Here is a 15282-nt window from a genome sequence, read left to right as displayed (position 1 = left end):
GCCCGGAGATTGAGAGGTGAAGGGCGGGATGGTACGGGATTGGCAAAGACCCCGGTGGGTCGTTTGCCGTTCTGTTATGAGCGACCTAAGCTGCCCGCACCGTCTTACCGCATCGGTAGGGGTCCGACCGAGTGAGGAGGCCGACATGGCCACGACCATTCGCGCAGACGAGAGCGCGGTAGCGCCGTCCCGGAACGGCCTTGCCGCGCCGTGGACCGAGGAGGAGCTCGCGGAGGTCCGCGAGCGGCTGGCCACCGAGATCGAGGAGTTGACCCTGGAGATCGCCCGGGCGGAGTCGGAGATCGCGTCGAGCGACGTCACGGACGGCGCGGGCGACGACCAGGCCGACGCCGGAGCCAGGACGTATGCACGGGAACGCGAGATCGCCCTTACCCTGAATTCGCGCGACCTGGTCGCGCAGAACGAGCGAGCGATCGCCCGGATCGACGCGGGGACCTACGGAGTGTGCGAATCGTGCCACCAGCCGATCGGAAAGGAGCGCCTGCAGGCGTTTCCGAGGGCGACGCTGTGCGTGGCCTGCAAGCAGCGGGAGGAGCGCCGCTGACCGAGGGCGGCGCCGCGGGCGGCCCCGGCGGCGGCACCGGTGGCCCCGGTGCCGCGGGCGGCGGGGCGGAAGGGGCCGCCGGCGACACGGCGGACGGCGCCGCGGGCGGTGCCGCGAACGGTGAGACGGAAGGGGCCGCCGGCGCGGACGGGCCGGTCCCCCCTCCCGGAAGGCGGCGCATCGCCGTGCTCGCGACGATCGCGCCGATCGTCTACCTCCTCGACCTGGTCACGAAGACGGTCGTGCTGAAGACCCTGGAGGGCCGGGATCCGCTCGTGCTGGTCCCGGACCTCCTCCAGTTCCGGGTGATCTTCAACTCCGGCGCCGCCTTCAGCATCGGGACCGGCATGACGATCGTCTTCACGTTCGTCGCGGCCGGGGTGGTGATCGCGATCCTGCGCACCGCACGGCACCTGCGCAGCCTGCCCTGGGCGGTCACGCTCGGCCTGCTGCTCGGCGGGGCGCTGGGCAACCTGACCGACCGCGTCTTCCGCTGGCCATCGGGCTTCGGCAGGGAGGCCCCGTTCCAGGGATACGTCGTCGACTTCATCGAGACCTTCCCCGGGCACTTCCCCGTCTGGAACATCGCCGACGCGGGGATCGTCTGCGGCGGCATCCTCGCGGTCTTCCTCGCCTGGCGGGGCTACCAGATCGACGGAACGCGCGACACCGGTCAGAAGGAGCAGAACGACAATGGCTGACCAGCGGAGTCTTCCGATCCCCAACGGCCTGGAGGGCGAGCGCCTCGACGCGGCCCTGTCCCGGCTGTTCGGCCTCTCCCGCACCCGCGCGGCGGAGCTGATCGCCTCCGGCGACGTGCTGGTGGACGGCTCCACCGCCGCCAAGTCCGACCGGGTCCAGGGCGGGGAGTGGCTGGACGTGACGCTGCCGCCGCCGCCCGCCGCGCCGATGCCGGTCGCCGAGCCCATCCCCGGCATGGCGATCCTCCACGAGGACGACGACATCATCGTCGTCAACAAGCCCGTCGGCGTGGCCGCCCATCCGACCACGGGCTGGACCGGGCCGACCGTCATCGGCGGCCTGCTGGGCAGCGGGCACCAGGTGGCGACCAGCGGCGCCGCCGAGCGCCAGGGCATCGTGCACCGCCTGGACGCCAACACCACCGGTGCGATGGTCGTGGCCAAGAGCGAGCACGCCTACTCCCACCTGAAGCGGGCCTTCAAGGAGCGCACGGTCGACAAGCTCTACCACGCGCTGGTCCAGGGGCACCTCGACCCGCTGCGGGGCACCGTCGACGCGCCGATCGACCGCCACCCCTTCGGGGACGGCCGGTTCGCGGTCGTGGCGGGCGGCAAGGAGTCGGTCACCCACTACGACACGGTCGAGGCCTTCCGCGCCGCGTCGCTGCTGAGCATCAAGCTGGAGACCGGCCGGACGCACCAGATCCGGGTGCACATGTCGGCGCTGCGCCACCCGTGCGTCGGCGACATGCTGTACGGCGCGGACCCCACGCTGGCCGCGAGACTGGGCGTGACCCGGCAGTGGCTGCACGCGGTCTCGCTGAGCTTCGAGCACCCGTCGACGGGCGAGTGGGTCGGTTTCACCGCGGAGTACCCCGCCGACCTGGCGCACTCCCTCAAGGTCGTCAGCGGCGACTCTTAGGCTTCTTGGTCTTCCTGGCCTTGCCCGGTGCGTCGGCGCTCATGGCGTTCGCCCCGTTCCCGGGGGCGACCTGGCCGGGCGGGTCCGCGCCGCCGTCCTGCCCGTCGCCGCCGTCCTGCCCGTTGCCCTGCCCGCCGTCCTGGCCGTTGCCGTTGCCGTTGCCGTTGCCCTGCCCGCCGTCCTGCCCGTTGCCGTTGCCCTGCCCGTTGCCCTGGCCGTCGCCGTCGTCCCGGCCCTTGTCGGGCTGCTCCTCCGTCGCGCCCTGCCCGTTCCCGGAGTTCCCCGAGGGCTTCCGGGAAGGCTTCTGCGAAGGCTTCTGGGTCGGCTTCCCGGACGACTCCTCCCGCGGTGCTCCGCGCTCCTGGGCGGGGGCATCCGTCGGTCGGGCGGCGGGCCGCGAACCGCCGGACCCGGCCGGGTGGGAGTCGGCCCCCACCGTGTCGGTGGCGGGCGGCGCGGTACGCCCCTTCGCCGGGACGCTGGCCTGCACGGTCGGGTTCGCCGGACCCGCCGGGTGCGTCCCTCCCTCCGAGCCCTGAGCGGTGACCCACGCCATCCCCCCGGCGGACAGGGCGATCGCGAGCGCGGACGCGGCGACCCCGGCCATGACCGGACGGCGCCGGGAGACGGGGGCCGCCGCGGGGGGCGGTGCCTGCCCGGCGGGCGGTCCGGCCTGCGGCGGGGCCGGCGGCGTCCCCGCCGGTCCGGCCCCCGCCGCTCCGTTCCTCCCCGGCAGGGGTTCCGCCGCGGGCCCGGCGTACGCCGCCGAGCCCGCGAGCAGCGCAGCCGGAACCGCGGCGGGGGCCGCCGGGCCGGGACCGGTCTCCGGCTCTCCGGCCGCGGGACCGCGGCCGCGGGCCGTCAGGTCGATCGGCATGGTGGGGTCGGGCGCGGTCCCGTCCACGATCCCCCGGAGGGAGGCGCAGGCCTCCTGGGCGGACATGCGCAGCCGCGGGTCCTTACGGAGCAGACCGGAGATCACCGGCCCCAGCGCGCCGGCGTACCGGAGTGGAGGCGGCGGCTCGTGCATGACCGCCGCGAGCGTGGCCAGGGGATGGGCGCGCTGGAAGGGGGAGCGCCCCTCGACCGCCATGTACAGCGTCACGCCGAGCGACCACAGGTCGGAGGCGAACTCCGCGGGGCCGCCGCCCGCCCGCTCCGGCGCGATGAAGGCCGGGGTGCCGATGAGCGCCCCGGTCCTGGTCACCGAGGAGTCGCCCTCCAGCATCGCGATGCCGAAGTCGGTCAGCACCGCCCGGCCGTCGGCGGCGAGCAGCACGTTGTCCGGTTTGACGTCGCGGTGCAGCACGCCCACCCGGTGCGCGGCGACCAGCGCGCCGAGCACCTCCAGCCCGATCCTCGCCACCCGGGCGGGCGGCAGCGGCCCGTCCTCCCTGATCACGGCGCCGAGCGTGCGGGAGTCCACCAGCTGCATCACGATCCAGGGACGGCCCCGCTCCTCGACCACGTCGTAGACCGTCGCGACGCACGGGTGGCCGATCCGGCCGGCCGCACGCGCCTCCCGGAGCGTGCGGACGGTGAAGACCTCGCGTTCGGGACCCGTCAGGTCGGGTGAGGGGATGACCTCCTTGACGGCCACGTTCCGGCCGAGCACCTCGTCCCGGGCGCGCCAGACCGTGCCCATGCCCCCCCGGCCGATGTGTTCCAGCAGCCGATACCGGTCAGCGATGAGCTCCTGAGAATCGGACATGAGGCTCGGACTACCCTGGATCGAAGAGGGTAATCGGGACGTTTCACGCGGTCCGGTGCAGATGATCGTCTCCGGGGGAGGTCACGGCCCCGTCCGCGGGCCGCACGGTGCGCCCGGTGCGCAGCGGCGAGGGCTCCACCCGCAGCAGCCGGGCGGCCCAGCCGGGCAGCCACCAGTTCCAGGGGCCCATCATCGCGACCACGGCCGGGACGAGGACACCCCGGATGAGGGTCGCGTCCAGCAGGATGCCCAGGGCCAGGCCGCTGGCGAACACCTTCACGTCCAGTTCGGGGGTCATGGCCAGGGCGGCGAAGGAGACGAACAGGATCAGCGCGGCCGAGGTGACCAGGCGGCCGGTCCTGCCGACGCCTTCGACCACCGCGCGGACGGTGTCGCCCGACCTGTCGTACTCCTCCCGCATCCTGGCCAGGATGAACACCTCGTAGTCCATGCTGAGGCCGTACAGGAAGGCGAAGATCGTCAGGGGGACGAACTCGCCGATGGAACCGGTCGGCTGGATGCCGAGCAGCTCGCGCGTGCCCCAGCCGGACTGCCAGAGCAGGACCATCGCGCCGATCACCGCGCCCAGCGAGAGCAGGTTGAGCACGATCGCCTTGAGCGGCAGCAGCAGGGAGCGGAACGCCCGGGCCAGCATCACGAACGTGGCCAGCGCGATCAGGGCGAGCATCCACGGGAAGGCCCCGTAGGCGTGCTCCCGGAAGTCCATGCTCTGCGCCGCGCCGCCGCCCACCCGGACGGTCCCCGGTACGGCCCGGCGGACCCGGGCGACGGTCTCCTGACCCGCGTCGCTCCCGTTCTCCGCGACCGGGAGCACGGTGACGACCGCCGTGCCGCCCCGCCGCCAGGACGGGTTCTGGGGGGCGAGCACGGCGGAGACGCCCTCGACGGCCCTGATCCGCTCGACCGCCGGCACGGGGTCGCCGGCGACCAGCACGTCGAACGGGGTGAGGGAACCGGCGGGGACTCCGGCCCGCCGGAGTGCGGCCAGCCCCTCGTGGCCGGGTCCCGAGGTGCGCAGGTCGCCGCTCTCGGGCAGGCCCAGGTCGACGCCGAACGCGGTCACGGTCAGCGCGACCAGCAGGCCGCCGGAGACCAGGGCGGCCGGCACGCGCAGCCGCACCACCCCGCGAGCCCAGGCCGACCAGGCGCGCCCGGCCCTCGCCTCCCGGTGGTACGGCGTGCCCGCCGTACCGGGTGTGCCCGCCGTACCGGGTGTGCCCGCCGTACCCGGCCGGGCCGCCGGGAGGGCTTCGCCGGACCGGGCCCGCCTGCGCTCCGATCGCCGCCCGGCCAGGGCGAGCAGGACCGGGAGCACGGTCAGCGTGACGGCCACGCTGACCGCCGCGATGACCATCCCGGCCAGCCCGAGGCTGCGCAGGAACGGCACCGGCAGGACGACCATGGTCACCAGGCCGATCGCGACCGCCGCGCCGCTGAACAGCACCGCGCGCCCGGCGCCGCGCATCGCCCGGTGCACGGCCTCGTCACCGCGGTGGCCGCGCGCCCGCTCCTCCCGCCACCGGGCCACCAGCAGCAGCGAGTAGTCGATCGCGATGCCCAGGCCCAGCAGCGGCATGGTGGTGAGCGCCACGTCGTGCACCGTCGTCACCAGCGTCAGCAGCAGGATCACGGCGAACGAGGTGAAGACCGCCAGCACCGAGATCAGCAGCGGTACGAGCGCCAGGGCGGAGCGGAAGACGCCGAACAGCACGATCACGGCGGCGGCCGCACCGATGCCGATCTTGGCGGGGACGTCCACGCCGCCGGCGTCCACGCTCGGCGCGAGGGCGTCCAGCCCGGTGACGTGGACGGTGGCGCCCTCCGGCAGGACCGGGGCCATGGCCGCGACGATCACCGGGCTCTCGTCGGGCGTCTCGCCCAGGCCGCCGCCCGGCGGGCTGCCGTCGGAGTAGGTGCCGGGGAAGACCAGCCCGAAGGTGGTGCGGCCGTCCGCGCCGACGAGCCGGGGGTCGCCGGTGTCGGTGTAGGAGACCACGCGGGCCTCGGGCAGTGCCGCCGCGACGGCCGCGAACGCCCTGCCGATCACCTCCCGGTGCTCCTCCGCCCGCATGCCGCCGGGCAGGACCACGACCGGGACGAACGGCCGCTGGTAACCGCCGTTGCCGTAGAGGCGGACGATCTCCTGGTTGGCGTCGAAGGCGGGCATGCCGGGGTGGGCGTACTCCTCGGACAGGCGCTGGATCGCGAAGGGGGTGGCGGCCAGGCCCGCCAGGAACGCGCACACGGCCAGCAGCGTCACCAGCCGCCTGCGCCGCAGGACGAATGCCGAGAGTCTCTCCATGGACCCCAGTGCAGCAGGATGATCTTCAACGGCCGTGCGGCCGTCCTGGGAGAACTCTGCGGATCCGGTTTCACAGAGTTCTCCCAGGGCTTCCGAAGATCGGCTGGGGGAGACTGGCGGGGTGAGCCGGATACTGGTCGTGGACGATGAGCCCTATCTCGCCGATCTCGTGGCGACCGCCCTGCGCTACGAGGGGTTCGAGACGGAGACGGCGGGGACGGGCGCGGCGGCGGTGTCGCTGGCGGAGTCCTTCCGCCCCGACCTGGTCGTGCTGGACGTGATGCTGCCCGACGTGCCCGGCACCGAGGTGTGCCGGCGGATCCGGGCGGCCGGGTCGGAGGTCCCCGTGGTGTTCCTCACCGCGCGGGACGCCACCGAGGACAAGATCGGCGGGCTGGCCGCGGGCGGGGACGACTACGTGACCAAGCCGTTCAGCCTGGAGGAGCTGATCGCCCGGATCTGGGCGGTGCTGCGGCGGACGCGGCGCACCGGGCCGGAGACCGGCCGCCTGGCCTTCGCCGGCCTGGTCATCGACGAGGACGCCTACGAGGTCCGCCGGGACGACCGGCGCATCGACCTCACCCCCACCGAGTTCAAGCTGCTGCGCTTCCTGACCGCGAACGCGGGCCGGCTGGTGTCCAAGCGGCAGATCCTCGACCACGTGTGGCAGTACGACTTCGGCGGCAACGACGGCGTCGTGCAGACGTACATCAGCTACCTGCGCCGCAAGGTCGACTCCTGCGGGCCGCCCCTCATCCACACCGTGCCCCGCGTGGGCTACGTCCTGCGGCTGCCCCGGGAGGACTGATGCCCTCCCGCCCCGACCGCCCCGACCGCCCAGGCCGTGCCGACCGCCCAGGCCGTGCCACCCGCATCGGTCGCATCGGTCGCGCCGACCGCGCCGACCGCGCCGGCCCGCGCTCCCGTCCGGCCGCGTCCCGGGCGGTACCTGTGCCCGCGTCCCGGGCGGTGCCCGTGCCCGCATCCTTGCGCGCCCGGCTGGTCGTGACGGTCGCCGGCCTGGTCGCCCTGGCCCTCGGCCTGGTCGCCGGGGCCGTCTTCGGGGCGCTGCAGGACTGGCGCGGGCACCACGGCGCCAGGCTGCTCGCCCTGGACTCCCCGGAGGCGCTGCTCGCGGCCTCCGACGAGCTGACCGGCCGCGTCGCCCGCGTCCTGGTCGTCTCGTCGGCGGTGGCCCTGGCGGCCCTGACCCTGCTCGCCGCGCACCTGGTCCGCCGGGGCCTGCGCCCGCTGGACCGGATCGTGGAGGCGGCGGCGGACATCGGCGCGGGCGACCTCGACCGCCGGATCGAGACGGGCCCGGCCGGGAGCGAGGTGGGCCGCCTCGGCCACGCGCTCAACGCGATGCTGGGGCAGCTCGAACGGGCGTTCCGGCAGCGCGAGGAGTCGCAGGAACGGCTGAGCCGGTTCGTCGCCGACGCCTCCCACGAACTGCGCACGCCCGTCGCCACCATCCGGGGGTACGCCGAGCTGTTCCGGCGCGGTGCGGCCACCCGGCCCGAGGATCTGGCCAAGGCGATGAGCAGGATCGAGGCGGAGGCGACCCGGATGGGCGCACTGGTGGACGAGATGCTGCTGCTCGCGCGCCTGGACCAGGCGCGGCCGCTGGAGCGCGCCCCGGTCGAGCTGACCTCCCTGGTGGCCGACGCGGTGGCCGACACCCTCGCCATCGAGCCGGACCGGCCGCTGCGGACCGAGCACCCGGGACCGGTCGAGGTGCCCGGTGACGCCGCCAGGATCCGCCAGGCGGTGGGCAACCTGCTGGCCAACGTGCTCGCCCACACCCCGCCGGGCACCGCGGCCGTCGTCCGGGTGCGCCGGGACGACGGCGAGGCGGTCGTCGAGGTCGCCGACGAGGGGCCGGGTCTGGCCGAGGAGCAGCGGGCGCTCGTGTTCGAGCGCTTCTACCGCGCCGACCACGCCCGCGGCGGGGACCGCCGCCGGGGCGGGGCCGGGCTCGGGCTGGCGATCGTGGCCGCGGTCGCCGCCGCCCACGGCGGCCGCGCCGAGGTGGACTCCCGGCCGGGAGAGGGTGCGGTCTTCCGGATGGTGCTGCCCGCCGGCTGATCCGCCGCCTCCGAACCGCCGGCTGATCCGTCCGCCGCCTCCGAACCGCCGTAGGGTCCCGGCCGCCGGCCTGCCGGGAGGCGGACCGGAGCGGTGGACCGGGACCGGCCGGTCACAGCCCCGCGTGGCGGAGCAGGGCCGTGACGGCCGCCGCCGCGACCAGCACCACCAGGAACGGCGCACGCAGCAGCAGCGCGACCACGGCCGCGCCCAGCCCGGCCGTGCGCGGCCAGTCGAGGTCCAGCGCCTGACCGGCGGTGAAGGTCTGCACCGCGATGAGCGCGGACAGCAGCGCCACCGGGACCAGCGCGGCGAAGCGCTGCACGCCGGGGTGGTCGAGCACCCGGCGCGGCGCCGAGAGCCCGGCCAGCTTCAGCGCGTAGCAGCCCAGGCAGACGGCCACCACCGCCTGCCACACGCTCATCGGCACCCCCCGCCGGGACGGAGGAGACCCTCTCCGCGGTCAAGGGGACGGCGGGACGGGGGGACACGGATCATCTCGGCCTCCTCAGCAGCACGGCGAGCACGGCCGCGGCGGCCAGCAGCACGGGCACGCCCGCAGGGGTGAACGGGGTCGCGGCCAGCGCGACGGCCGCGCCGCCCGCCGCGATCATCCGGAGCTCGCGGGCCTCGGGTCCGGAGCCGGTCAGCCGGGGCCAGAGGATCGCCAGGAACGTCGCCGGGCCCACCACGTCCAGCCCGAACACCGCCGGATCGGCCACCCGCGAGGTGCCCAGCGCGCCGAGCAGGGTGGTGGCGTTCCAGGTCAGGTAGAGGCTGCCGAACGTGACGAGGAACCCGGTCCGGGCCGACTCCGCGTCCGGCTGGGCCAGGGCCACCGCCGTCGTCTCGTCGATCACCCCGTGGGCCAGCGGGAGACGGCGCCAGCCGCGGGCGCCGAGCAGGCCGGACAGGCGCAGGCCGTACAGGCCGTTGCGGACGCCGAGCAGCAGCGCGCCCACCGCGCCCGCGGCCAGGCTTCCGCCGCCCGCGACGACTCCGGCCAGGGCGAACTGCGAGGCGCCGGTGAAGGCGAACAGGCTCAGCACGCACGCCTGGGCCACGCTCAGCCCGGCGGTGACGGCGGCGGCGCCGAACGCCAGCCCGGAGAGCCCGACCGCGATCCCCACGCCCAGCCCGTCCCGGATCGCCGGGGAACGAGTGGTTGTCTCCATGCACGTGAGGCTATGTGCGGCTCAGCGATGGTTCTTGTACGTTCCTGCACGCTGGTAGGCGCCCGGCGGCACGCCCACGATCCGTTTGAAGTGCCGGTTCAGGTGGGCCTGGTCGGTGAACCCGACCTCGGCGGCGACCCGCGCGGCGGGTGTGCCGGAGTCCAGCAGGGCGCGCGCCCGCCGTACCCGGAGCGTGTTCAGGTACGTGTGCGGGGGCAGGCCGGTGGCGGCCTTGAAGGCCCGGAGCAGGGCGAACGGCCGCACCTCCACGGCCCGGGCCAGGTCCTCCAGGGTCGGCGGGTCGACGAGGCGCTCGTGCAGGATCTCCCGGGCCAGCCGTACCGCGCGGTCGCCTGCGGGCAGGGGAGACCGCGGCGGGCGGCGGGCGGCGTGGTCGCGGACCAGCGCGCCGAAGGCGGTGCGGGCCAGGGTGGAGGAGGCCAGGTCGTCGCCGAGCTCGGCGGCCCGGTGGGCGGCGCGCAGCAGGGCGGCGGCGTGCGCGCCGGGGGCCCCCGGCGCCCCGGGGACGACGGCCTCGGGGAAGTACGGCGTGCCCCGCCCGGCCAGCAGCTCCGCCGCGACGGCGGCGATCACCTCCACGGACGGGTAGAGCATCCGGTAGGTCCAGCCGCCCGGCACGCCCGCGTGGCCGTCGTGCACCTGCTCCGGATCGACCAGGACCAGGGAACCGGCCCCGGCGCGGTGCCGGGCGCCCCGGTAGTCGAACTCCTCGACCCCGGACAGGACCACGCCGATCGCGTACTGCTCGTGCACGTGCCGGGTGAAGCGGTGCGTGACGTAGCGGGCCTTGAGCAGGTCCACCCCGGGCAGCGCCGGGCTCCGCCAGAAGCGCGCCGCCTCGGCGGGGACCGGCGGGGCCGCCCCGGGGACCGGGTGCACCGGATCCGCGGGGGCGGGCGGGGCTGCCGGATCCGCGGGGGCCGGCGGGCCTCCCGGGTGCGCCGGAGCGGAGGGCGCCGGGTCCGCCGGGGTCACGGCTGGAACGTCTCGGTGAACCGGTCGAAGTACGTCCGGTCCCACCGTGCCTCCGGGCTCTCCCAGTAGATCGCGTACGGCGTGCCGTCCACGGTGCGGAACCCCCGGTCCACGACCCGGGTCGGCACGCCCTTGCTGGTGTAGGTGAACTCCCAGTCGGCGGCGGCCATGCCCCGGTAGTTCAGCGGGCTGATGGCGATCCGCCGGTAACCCGTCCGGACCTTCCGGATGACCTTCTCGACCTTCTCCCAGTGCCTGACCGGATCGAGTTCGGGATCGTCGGTCGACTCGATCCACAGGAAGCTCGCCGCCCCCGGCGCCCGGAATTCCACCCGGTCGCGGTCGGCGGCGCGGACGGCGGTCCAGTGCTTCGGGATCGCGACGCTGAAGCCCATCTCCGGGTCCTCGTACAGCCGCCAGCCCTTCGGGAGCCGAGGCGCGGAGGGGGTGGGAGCCGGTGTGGGCCGGCCGGTCGGCCGGTCGGGCGGTGCGGTGGGCCCGCCGGACTCCGCGGAGCCGTCCGCGGGCCGGGTCGCCGCCGCCGGGGCCCGGCCGTCCTGGAACACCAGCCAGCCGCCCACGCCGAGGACCACCGCGAGCACCGGCGCGCCCACCATGAGGGCGATCCGCCCGGCCGCGGGCCGCGCCGGAGGCACGGGGTCCCCGTCGCGCCCCCGGCGCCCCCGGCGGCCGGGTCCGCCGGAGCGCGTGGGCTGGGCCTGGTAGGCGGGCCCACCGGGGTGGCCGGGATGCGGGCGCTCCACCGGGCCGCCCGGAAGCCCGGGGTGCCCGGCCTCCGCGGGGCCGCCGGAATGGGCGGCGTATCCGGCATATCCGGTCTCCGCGGGACCGCCGGGACGGGTCGGCGGGTATCCGGGGTGCGCAGGTCCGTGCCCGTACGGTGCGGGCCCGTGGTGGACCGCCGGTTCGCCGGCGTGCGGCTGCTCCGGCGGGGCCGGGCGAGGGGGTGCGGGCGTGCCGTACACGGTCTCCGGCGGGGCCGGGCGAGGGGGTGCGGGCGTGCCGTACACGGTCTCCGGCGGCGAGCCGTACGCCGCACCGCCGTGGGCGGCCTCCGGTGACGTGCCGCCGTACACGGGCGTCGGCGGTGCGCCGTGCGGTGCCGCCGTCCCGGCGCGGGCGGGCCGGCCCGCGGGGGAGGGACGCCCGGCGGCCGCGCCGGATCGCGACGGGCGCCTGCGGAGTGCCGGGCGCGCCTCCGGTGCGGGAGCGGATGGAGCCGCCAGGGAGGCGGGGTAGGGCGGCTCCACGGAGGGCGGCGGAGGCGGGGGCGCGCCGTCGGGCACGGTACGGCCGGCGGCGGCGAGGGCGAGCAGGGCCTCGGCCTCGTCGGCGCCCATGCGGGCGACCGGCTCCTTGGCCAGCAGTCCCAGGACGGCCGAGGCCAGCGGGCCGGTGTGGCTCAGCGGCGGCGGCTCGCCGGCCAGGACGGCCATCATGGTCGCGGCGGGCGTGGCCTTGTGGAAGGGCGGACGGCCCTCCAGCGCCGCGTACAGCGTGGCGCCGAGCGACCACAGGTCCGACTCCGGCGTGGCGGGCAGGCCGTGGAGCCGCTCGGGCGGCAGGAAGGCGGGAGTGCCGACCATCCCGCCCGTCCGGGTGATCCCCGGCTCGTGGGAGGTCGAGGCGATGCCGAAATCGGTCAGCACCACCCGGCCGTCGTGGGCCAGCAGGACGTTCTCCGGCTTGACGTCGCGGTGCAGCACGCCGGCGGCGTGCGCGGCCCGCAGCGCGCCCAGCACGCTCAGCCCGACGGCGGCCACCCGGTCCGGGGGGAGCGGCCCCCGCTCGCGGACGGTCTCGCCCAGCGAGCGCGAGCGCACCAGCTGCATGACGATCCAGGGCCGCCCGCCCTCCTCGACCACGTCGTGCACGATGATCACGGACGGGTGGTCGAGCCGGCCGGCGGTCTTGGCCTCCCGGACGGTCCGCTGGTTCAGGTCGGCCCGCGCGCTCTCGTCGATCCCGCGGTAGCGGACCTCCTTGACCGCGACGACCCGGTCGAGAAGCTCGTCGTGGGCGCGCCAGACGACGCCCATCCCGCCTTCACCGATGGGTTCGAGCAGGTGGTACCGGCCCGCGACCCTCCGTTCGGTCATGTCCTCGACTCCCTCCCCGGCTCACGAATCGTAGCCGGTCGGGCGGGACTTCACTTTTTCGACGAGAAGGTCGCGGCGAAGCCCTCGAACAGCTTCAGGTTCTTCTTCCACTTGGAGGCGGGGGTGTGCCAGTAGATCGCATACCCCCGGCCGCCCTTGGTGATGAACCCCCGGTTGAGCACACGGACCTTGCCGTAGCCCGGCTCCCAGGTGAACTCCCAGTCGGCGGCGTCCTCCATGTAGTCGACCTTCTCGATCCGGATGCGCTTGTAGCCGGGGAAACCGCCGCGGGCCTGGGGCTCGTAGACGTCCCAGTCCTTCTTGGAGTCGGGGCCCGGGCTGTCGGTGTAATCGATCATGAGGTAGCTCCTCCGGTCGTCGGGGCCGCGGAACCGCACCTGGGTCCCCTGCCGCCGCTCGACCTTCCAGCCCTTGGGCAGGCCGACCGAGAACCCGAAGGGGTCCTTGTGCATGCGCCAGCCGGAGGGGAGCTTTGACTTATCCTTTTTTTCCTTCTTGTCGTCGGTCTTCTTCTCGCTCTCCGACGGGGAGGGCGTGGGAGAGGACGGGTCCGGCGAGGAGTCCCCGCCGCCGGGTTCCCCGGACTCGCCGGATCCGCCGGGCTCCGTGGGGCTCCCGGCGGGCGCGGACGCGCTCGGCCGGCTCTGCCCGGCCGTACCGGCCTCGCCGTCGTCACCGCTGTTCATGCCGATCCAGACGCCCACGCCGCCCACGAGGACCAGGGCGCCCACCACGATGGGCAGGGCGCGCCGGACCCCGGGCGGGGCGGTGAGACCGGCGCCTCCGGCGAACACGGTGGTTCCCAGCCGGGTCCGCTCCTGGTCGGCAGGGCCGGGCGCGGGCCCGCCCCGCCGTACCGGCGCGGGCTGGGTCCTCGGCGCCGGCGCGGGTGCGGGTACGGCCGGCGGCTCGGCGGGCTCTTCGGGGACCAGGCTCCTGACGTACTTCCTGATGTCCGGGGACGGGGAGGGGGAGGGGGCGGACGGGGCGCCGGAGGCCGCCGGATCATCCCCGGCGGCACCGCCGGGCGGGGGTGCCGCCGAGGAGGCCGCGATGGCCGGAGGGGCCGCGGGGGACCCGTCCGCGGACACAGAGCCGTCCCCGGCCGGCGGCGCGGCGTCCCCGCCGGAGGACGCGGCCTCGCGGGCGGACGGCGGCTTGACCTGCCCGGTCTGCGGGATCACCGCCGCGCCGCTCTCCGAAGCGGGGGCCGCCTCCCGGCGCGCGGCCGGCGCGCCGTGCTCGGCGGAGGCGGTCTCGCCGTCGTTCCGGGACGCCTTCCGCAAGGAGGGGGCGTCCGGCCGGTCGGCGCCGGACGGCGGGACGGGTCCGCCGCCCGGGGGCGGGGCGAGGGGCCTCTCCCGCTGGGGCGGGGTGACGGGCTTCTCGCGGGCGGGCGGCACGGCCGGGCCCCCGGCGGGCCGGGCGGGCGAGGGCGGTGTCGCGGGCTTGCGGGGCGCCGGAGCCCCGTAGGGCTTGCGGCGCTCGGCAGCCGCGGGCGAGCCGTCTCCGGCGGGCGCGGCGCCGGCCGGGGAGGACGGGGAGGAGGCCGGGCGGATCATCCACGAGGGCTGCGTGGGGGAACGGCCCTCGGTGACCTTCCGCAGCATGGCGGAGGCCTCGGCGTAGGTGAGCCGCTGGACGGGCTCCTTGCGGAGCAGCCCCTCCAGCACCGGCAGCAGCGGACCGGCGTTGCGCGCCGGGTCGGGCGGGTCGGTCATGACCGAGTGCATGGTGGCCAGCGGCATCTTGCGGTCGTGCGGGGACCTGCCCTCCACCGCCGCGTACAGCGTCGCGCCGAGCGACCACAGGTCGGACTCCCGGCGGGCCGGCAGGCCGCGCAGCCGCTCCGGCGCGATGAACGCGGGGGTGCCCGCCACGCCGGTCATGGTCAGCGTGCTCTCCGAGTCCAGCTTGGCGATGCCGAAGTCGGTGAGCACGACCCTGCCGTTCTGGGCGAGCAGGACGTTCTCCGGCTTGACGTCGCGGTGCAGCACCCCGGCGTCGTGCGCGCTCTGCAGCGCCCCCAGCAGGGCCAGCCCGATCTCGGCGACCTGCCGGGGAGGCAGCGGCCCGTCCTCGCGGAGCACCTGGCCCAGCGAGCGGGACTGCACGAGCTGCATGACGATCCAGGGCTGCTCGTTCTCCTCGATCACGTCGTAGACCACCACGACGTTCGGATGGGTCAGCCGGGCCGCCGCACGAGCCTCCCGCAGGAGGCGCTGGTTGAGCGTCTGGACGTCCTCACCGAGGGCGGCGGAGTAGCGGACCTCCTTGATGGCGACGGTCCGGTCGAGGAGCTCGTCGTGAGCCTTCCAGACCGTGCCCATCCCGCCCCGCCCGATGGGCTCCAGGAGATGGTAGCGGCCGGCGACGCGTCGCCCTTCCTGATTCCCCTCCGACTGCATCACCCGCGTTGACCTCCCTCACAGTGGAGAAGATCCTCCCATAAACAGGGATCCGCCCCGACCCTCCGAGCGGCTGTAGTGCCCTACCTGCCGGGAGCGTCCGGCCCCCTGCGGCTTGTCCGCCATCTGAGACCGTCGTCCCGTCCCGTGGCGAATCGGGCGCAGGTGGCCTAGACTCGGCGGTATGAACCGCTGTTCCGCGTTTATCAGGCCGGCTCCGGAGAGCCGGTCGCCCGACGCGTGACCCAGCGA

The 15282-nt window shown here is 75.4% G+C and carries 12 protein-coding genes; 5 read left to right on the top strand and 7 right to left on the bottom strand.

The window, feature by feature from the left end:
* Positions 1 to 157: 157 nt before the first annotated feature.
* From IEZ06_RS11380 to IEZ06_RS11370, 3 genes are all read left to right on the top strand, one after another.
* Complete coding sequence (locus IEZ06_RS11380; RefSeq protein ID WP_373293845.1) at positions 158 to 565, top strand: TraR/DksA family transcriptional regulator; 408 nt, start codon at positions 158 to 160, stop codon at positions 563 to 565.
* Positions 566 to 750: 185 nt separating this feature from the next.
* Positions 751 to 1266, top strand: a complete 516-nt coding sequence (locus tag IEZ06_RS11375; protein WP_203871716.1) for a signal peptidase II — start codon at positions 751 to 753, stop codon at positions 1264 to 1266.
* The gene (locus IEZ06_RS11370; protein ID WP_068894146.1) at positions 1259 to 2188 is read left to right on the top strand and encodes an RluA family pseudouridine synthase; all 930 of its coding nucleotides are present in this window, start codon (positions 1259 to 1261) and stop codon (positions 2186 to 2188) included. The genes IEZ06_RS11375 and IEZ06_RS11370 overlap by 8 nt, the downstream gene beginning before the upstream one ends.
* On the opposite strand, the gene IEZ06_RS11365 is transcribed toward IEZ06_RS11370, so the two are convergent.
* Positions 2172 to 3899 (bottom strand): serine/threonine-protein kinase, encoded by a 1728-nt coding sequence (locus IEZ06_RS11365; RefSeq protein WP_189236641.1) that lies wholly within the window; start codon positions 3897 to 3899, stop codon positions 2172 to 2174. The two genes, IEZ06_RS11370 and IEZ06_RS11365, sit on opposite strands and share 17 nt — an antisense overlap.
* Before the next feature lie 43 nt (positions 3900 to 3942).
* Positions 3943 to 6222, bottom strand: coding sequence for an MMPL family transporter (locus tag IEZ06_RS11360; protein WP_189236640.1), 2280 nt, complete (start codon positions 6220 to 6222; stop codon positions 3943 to 3945).
* A gap of 121 nt (positions 6223 to 6343) precedes the next feature.
* Between IEZ06_RS11360 and IEZ06_RS11355 the strand changes: the two genes are divergently transcribed.
* Positions 6344 to 7030: a response regulator transcription factor gene (locus IEZ06_RS11355; RefSeq protein WP_189236639.1), complete on the top strand. Its 687-nt coding sequence runs from the start codon at positions 6344 to 6346 to the stop codon at positions 7028 to 7030.
* Between the two features lie 167 nt (positions 7031 to 7197).
* Positions 7198 to 8310, top strand: a complete 1113-nt coding sequence (locus tag IEZ06_RS11350; protein WP_203871717.1) for a sensor histidine kinase — start codon at positions 7198 to 7200, stop codon at positions 8308 to 8310.
* A 112-nt stretch (positions 8311 to 8422) separates the two neighbouring features.
* On the opposite strand, the gene IEZ06_RS11345 is transcribed toward IEZ06_RS11350, so the two are convergent.
* From IEZ06_RS11345 to IEZ06_RS11325, 5 genes are all read right to left on the bottom strand, one after another.
* Complete coding sequence (locus IEZ06_RS11345; RefSeq protein ID WP_189236637.1) at positions 8423 to 8734, bottom strand: AzlD domain-containing protein; 312 nt, start codon at positions 8732 to 8734, stop codon at positions 8423 to 8425.
* Positions 8735 to 8804: 70 nt separating this feature from the next.
* On the bottom strand, positions 8805 to 9485 hold the full coding sequence (locus tag IEZ06_RS11340; protein WP_189236636.1) for an AzlC family ABC transporter permease: 681 nt from the start codon (positions 9483 to 9485) through the stop codon (positions 8805 to 8807).
* A 21-nt stretch (positions 9486 to 9506) separates the two neighbouring features.
* Positions 9507 to 10385 (bottom strand): AraC family transcriptional regulator, encoded by an 879-nt coding sequence (locus IEZ06_RS11335; protein WP_229797955.1) that lies wholly within the window; start codon positions 10383 to 10385, stop codon positions 9507 to 9509.
* Between the two features lie 92 nt (positions 10386 to 10477).
* Positions 10478 to 12601 carry a serine/threonine-protein kinase gene (locus IEZ06_RS11330; protein ID WP_189236635.1) on the bottom strand — a complete coding sequence of 708 codons (2124 nt, stop codon included), beginning with the start codon at positions 12599 to 12601 and terminating at the stop codon, positions 10478 to 10480.
* Between the two features lie 50 nt (positions 12602 to 12651).
* On the bottom strand, positions 12652 to 15030 hold the full coding sequence (locus IEZ06_RS11325) for a serine/threonine-protein kinase (RefSeq protein ID WP_189236634.1): 2379 nt from the start codon (positions 15028 to 15030) through the stop codon (positions 12652 to 12654).
* Positions 15031 to 15282: the final 252 nt, after the last annotated feature.

Origin of the sequence: Planomonospora antibiotica (assembly GCF_014647955.1) — a bacterium.
GTDB classification, from domain to species: domain Bacteria; phylum Actinomycetota; class Actinomycetes; order Streptosporangiales; family Streptosporangiaceae; genus Planomonospora; species Planomonospora parontospora.
This window is presented reverse-complemented; position numbering and strand designations above follow the sequence as displayed.

Bases quoted from the DNA above. Each gene is read 5' to 3' on its own strand.
- IEZ06_RS11365 (WP_189236641.1), bottom strand. From the start codon at position 3,899: ATGTCCGATTCTCAGGAGCTCATCGCTGACCGGTATCGGCTGCTGGAA.
- IEZ06_RS11360 (WP_189236640.1), bottom strand. From the start codon at position 6,222: ATGGAGAGACTCTCGGCATTCGTCCTGCGGCGCAGGCGGCTGGTGACG.
- IEZ06_RS11345 (WP_189236637.1), bottom strand. From the start codon at position 8,734: ATGAGCGTGTGGCAGGCGGTGGTGGCCGTCTGCCTGGGCTGCTACGCG.
- IEZ06_RS11370 (WP_068894146.1), top strand. From the start codon at position 1,259: ATGGCTGACCAGCGGAGTCTTCCGATCCCCAACGGCCTGGAGGGCGAG.
- IEZ06_RS11330 (WP_189236635.1), bottom strand. From the start codon at position 12,601: ATGACCGAACGGAGGGTCGCGGGCCGGTACCACCTGCTCGAACCCATC.
- IEZ06_RS11340 (WP_189236636.1), bottom strand. From the start codon at position 9,485: ATGGAGACAACCACTCGTTCCCCGGCGATCCGGGACGGGCTGGGCGTG.
- IEZ06_RS11325 (WP_189236634.1), bottom strand. From the start codon at position 15,030: ATGCAGTCGGAGGGGAATCAGGAAGGGCGACGCGTCGCCGGCCGCTAC.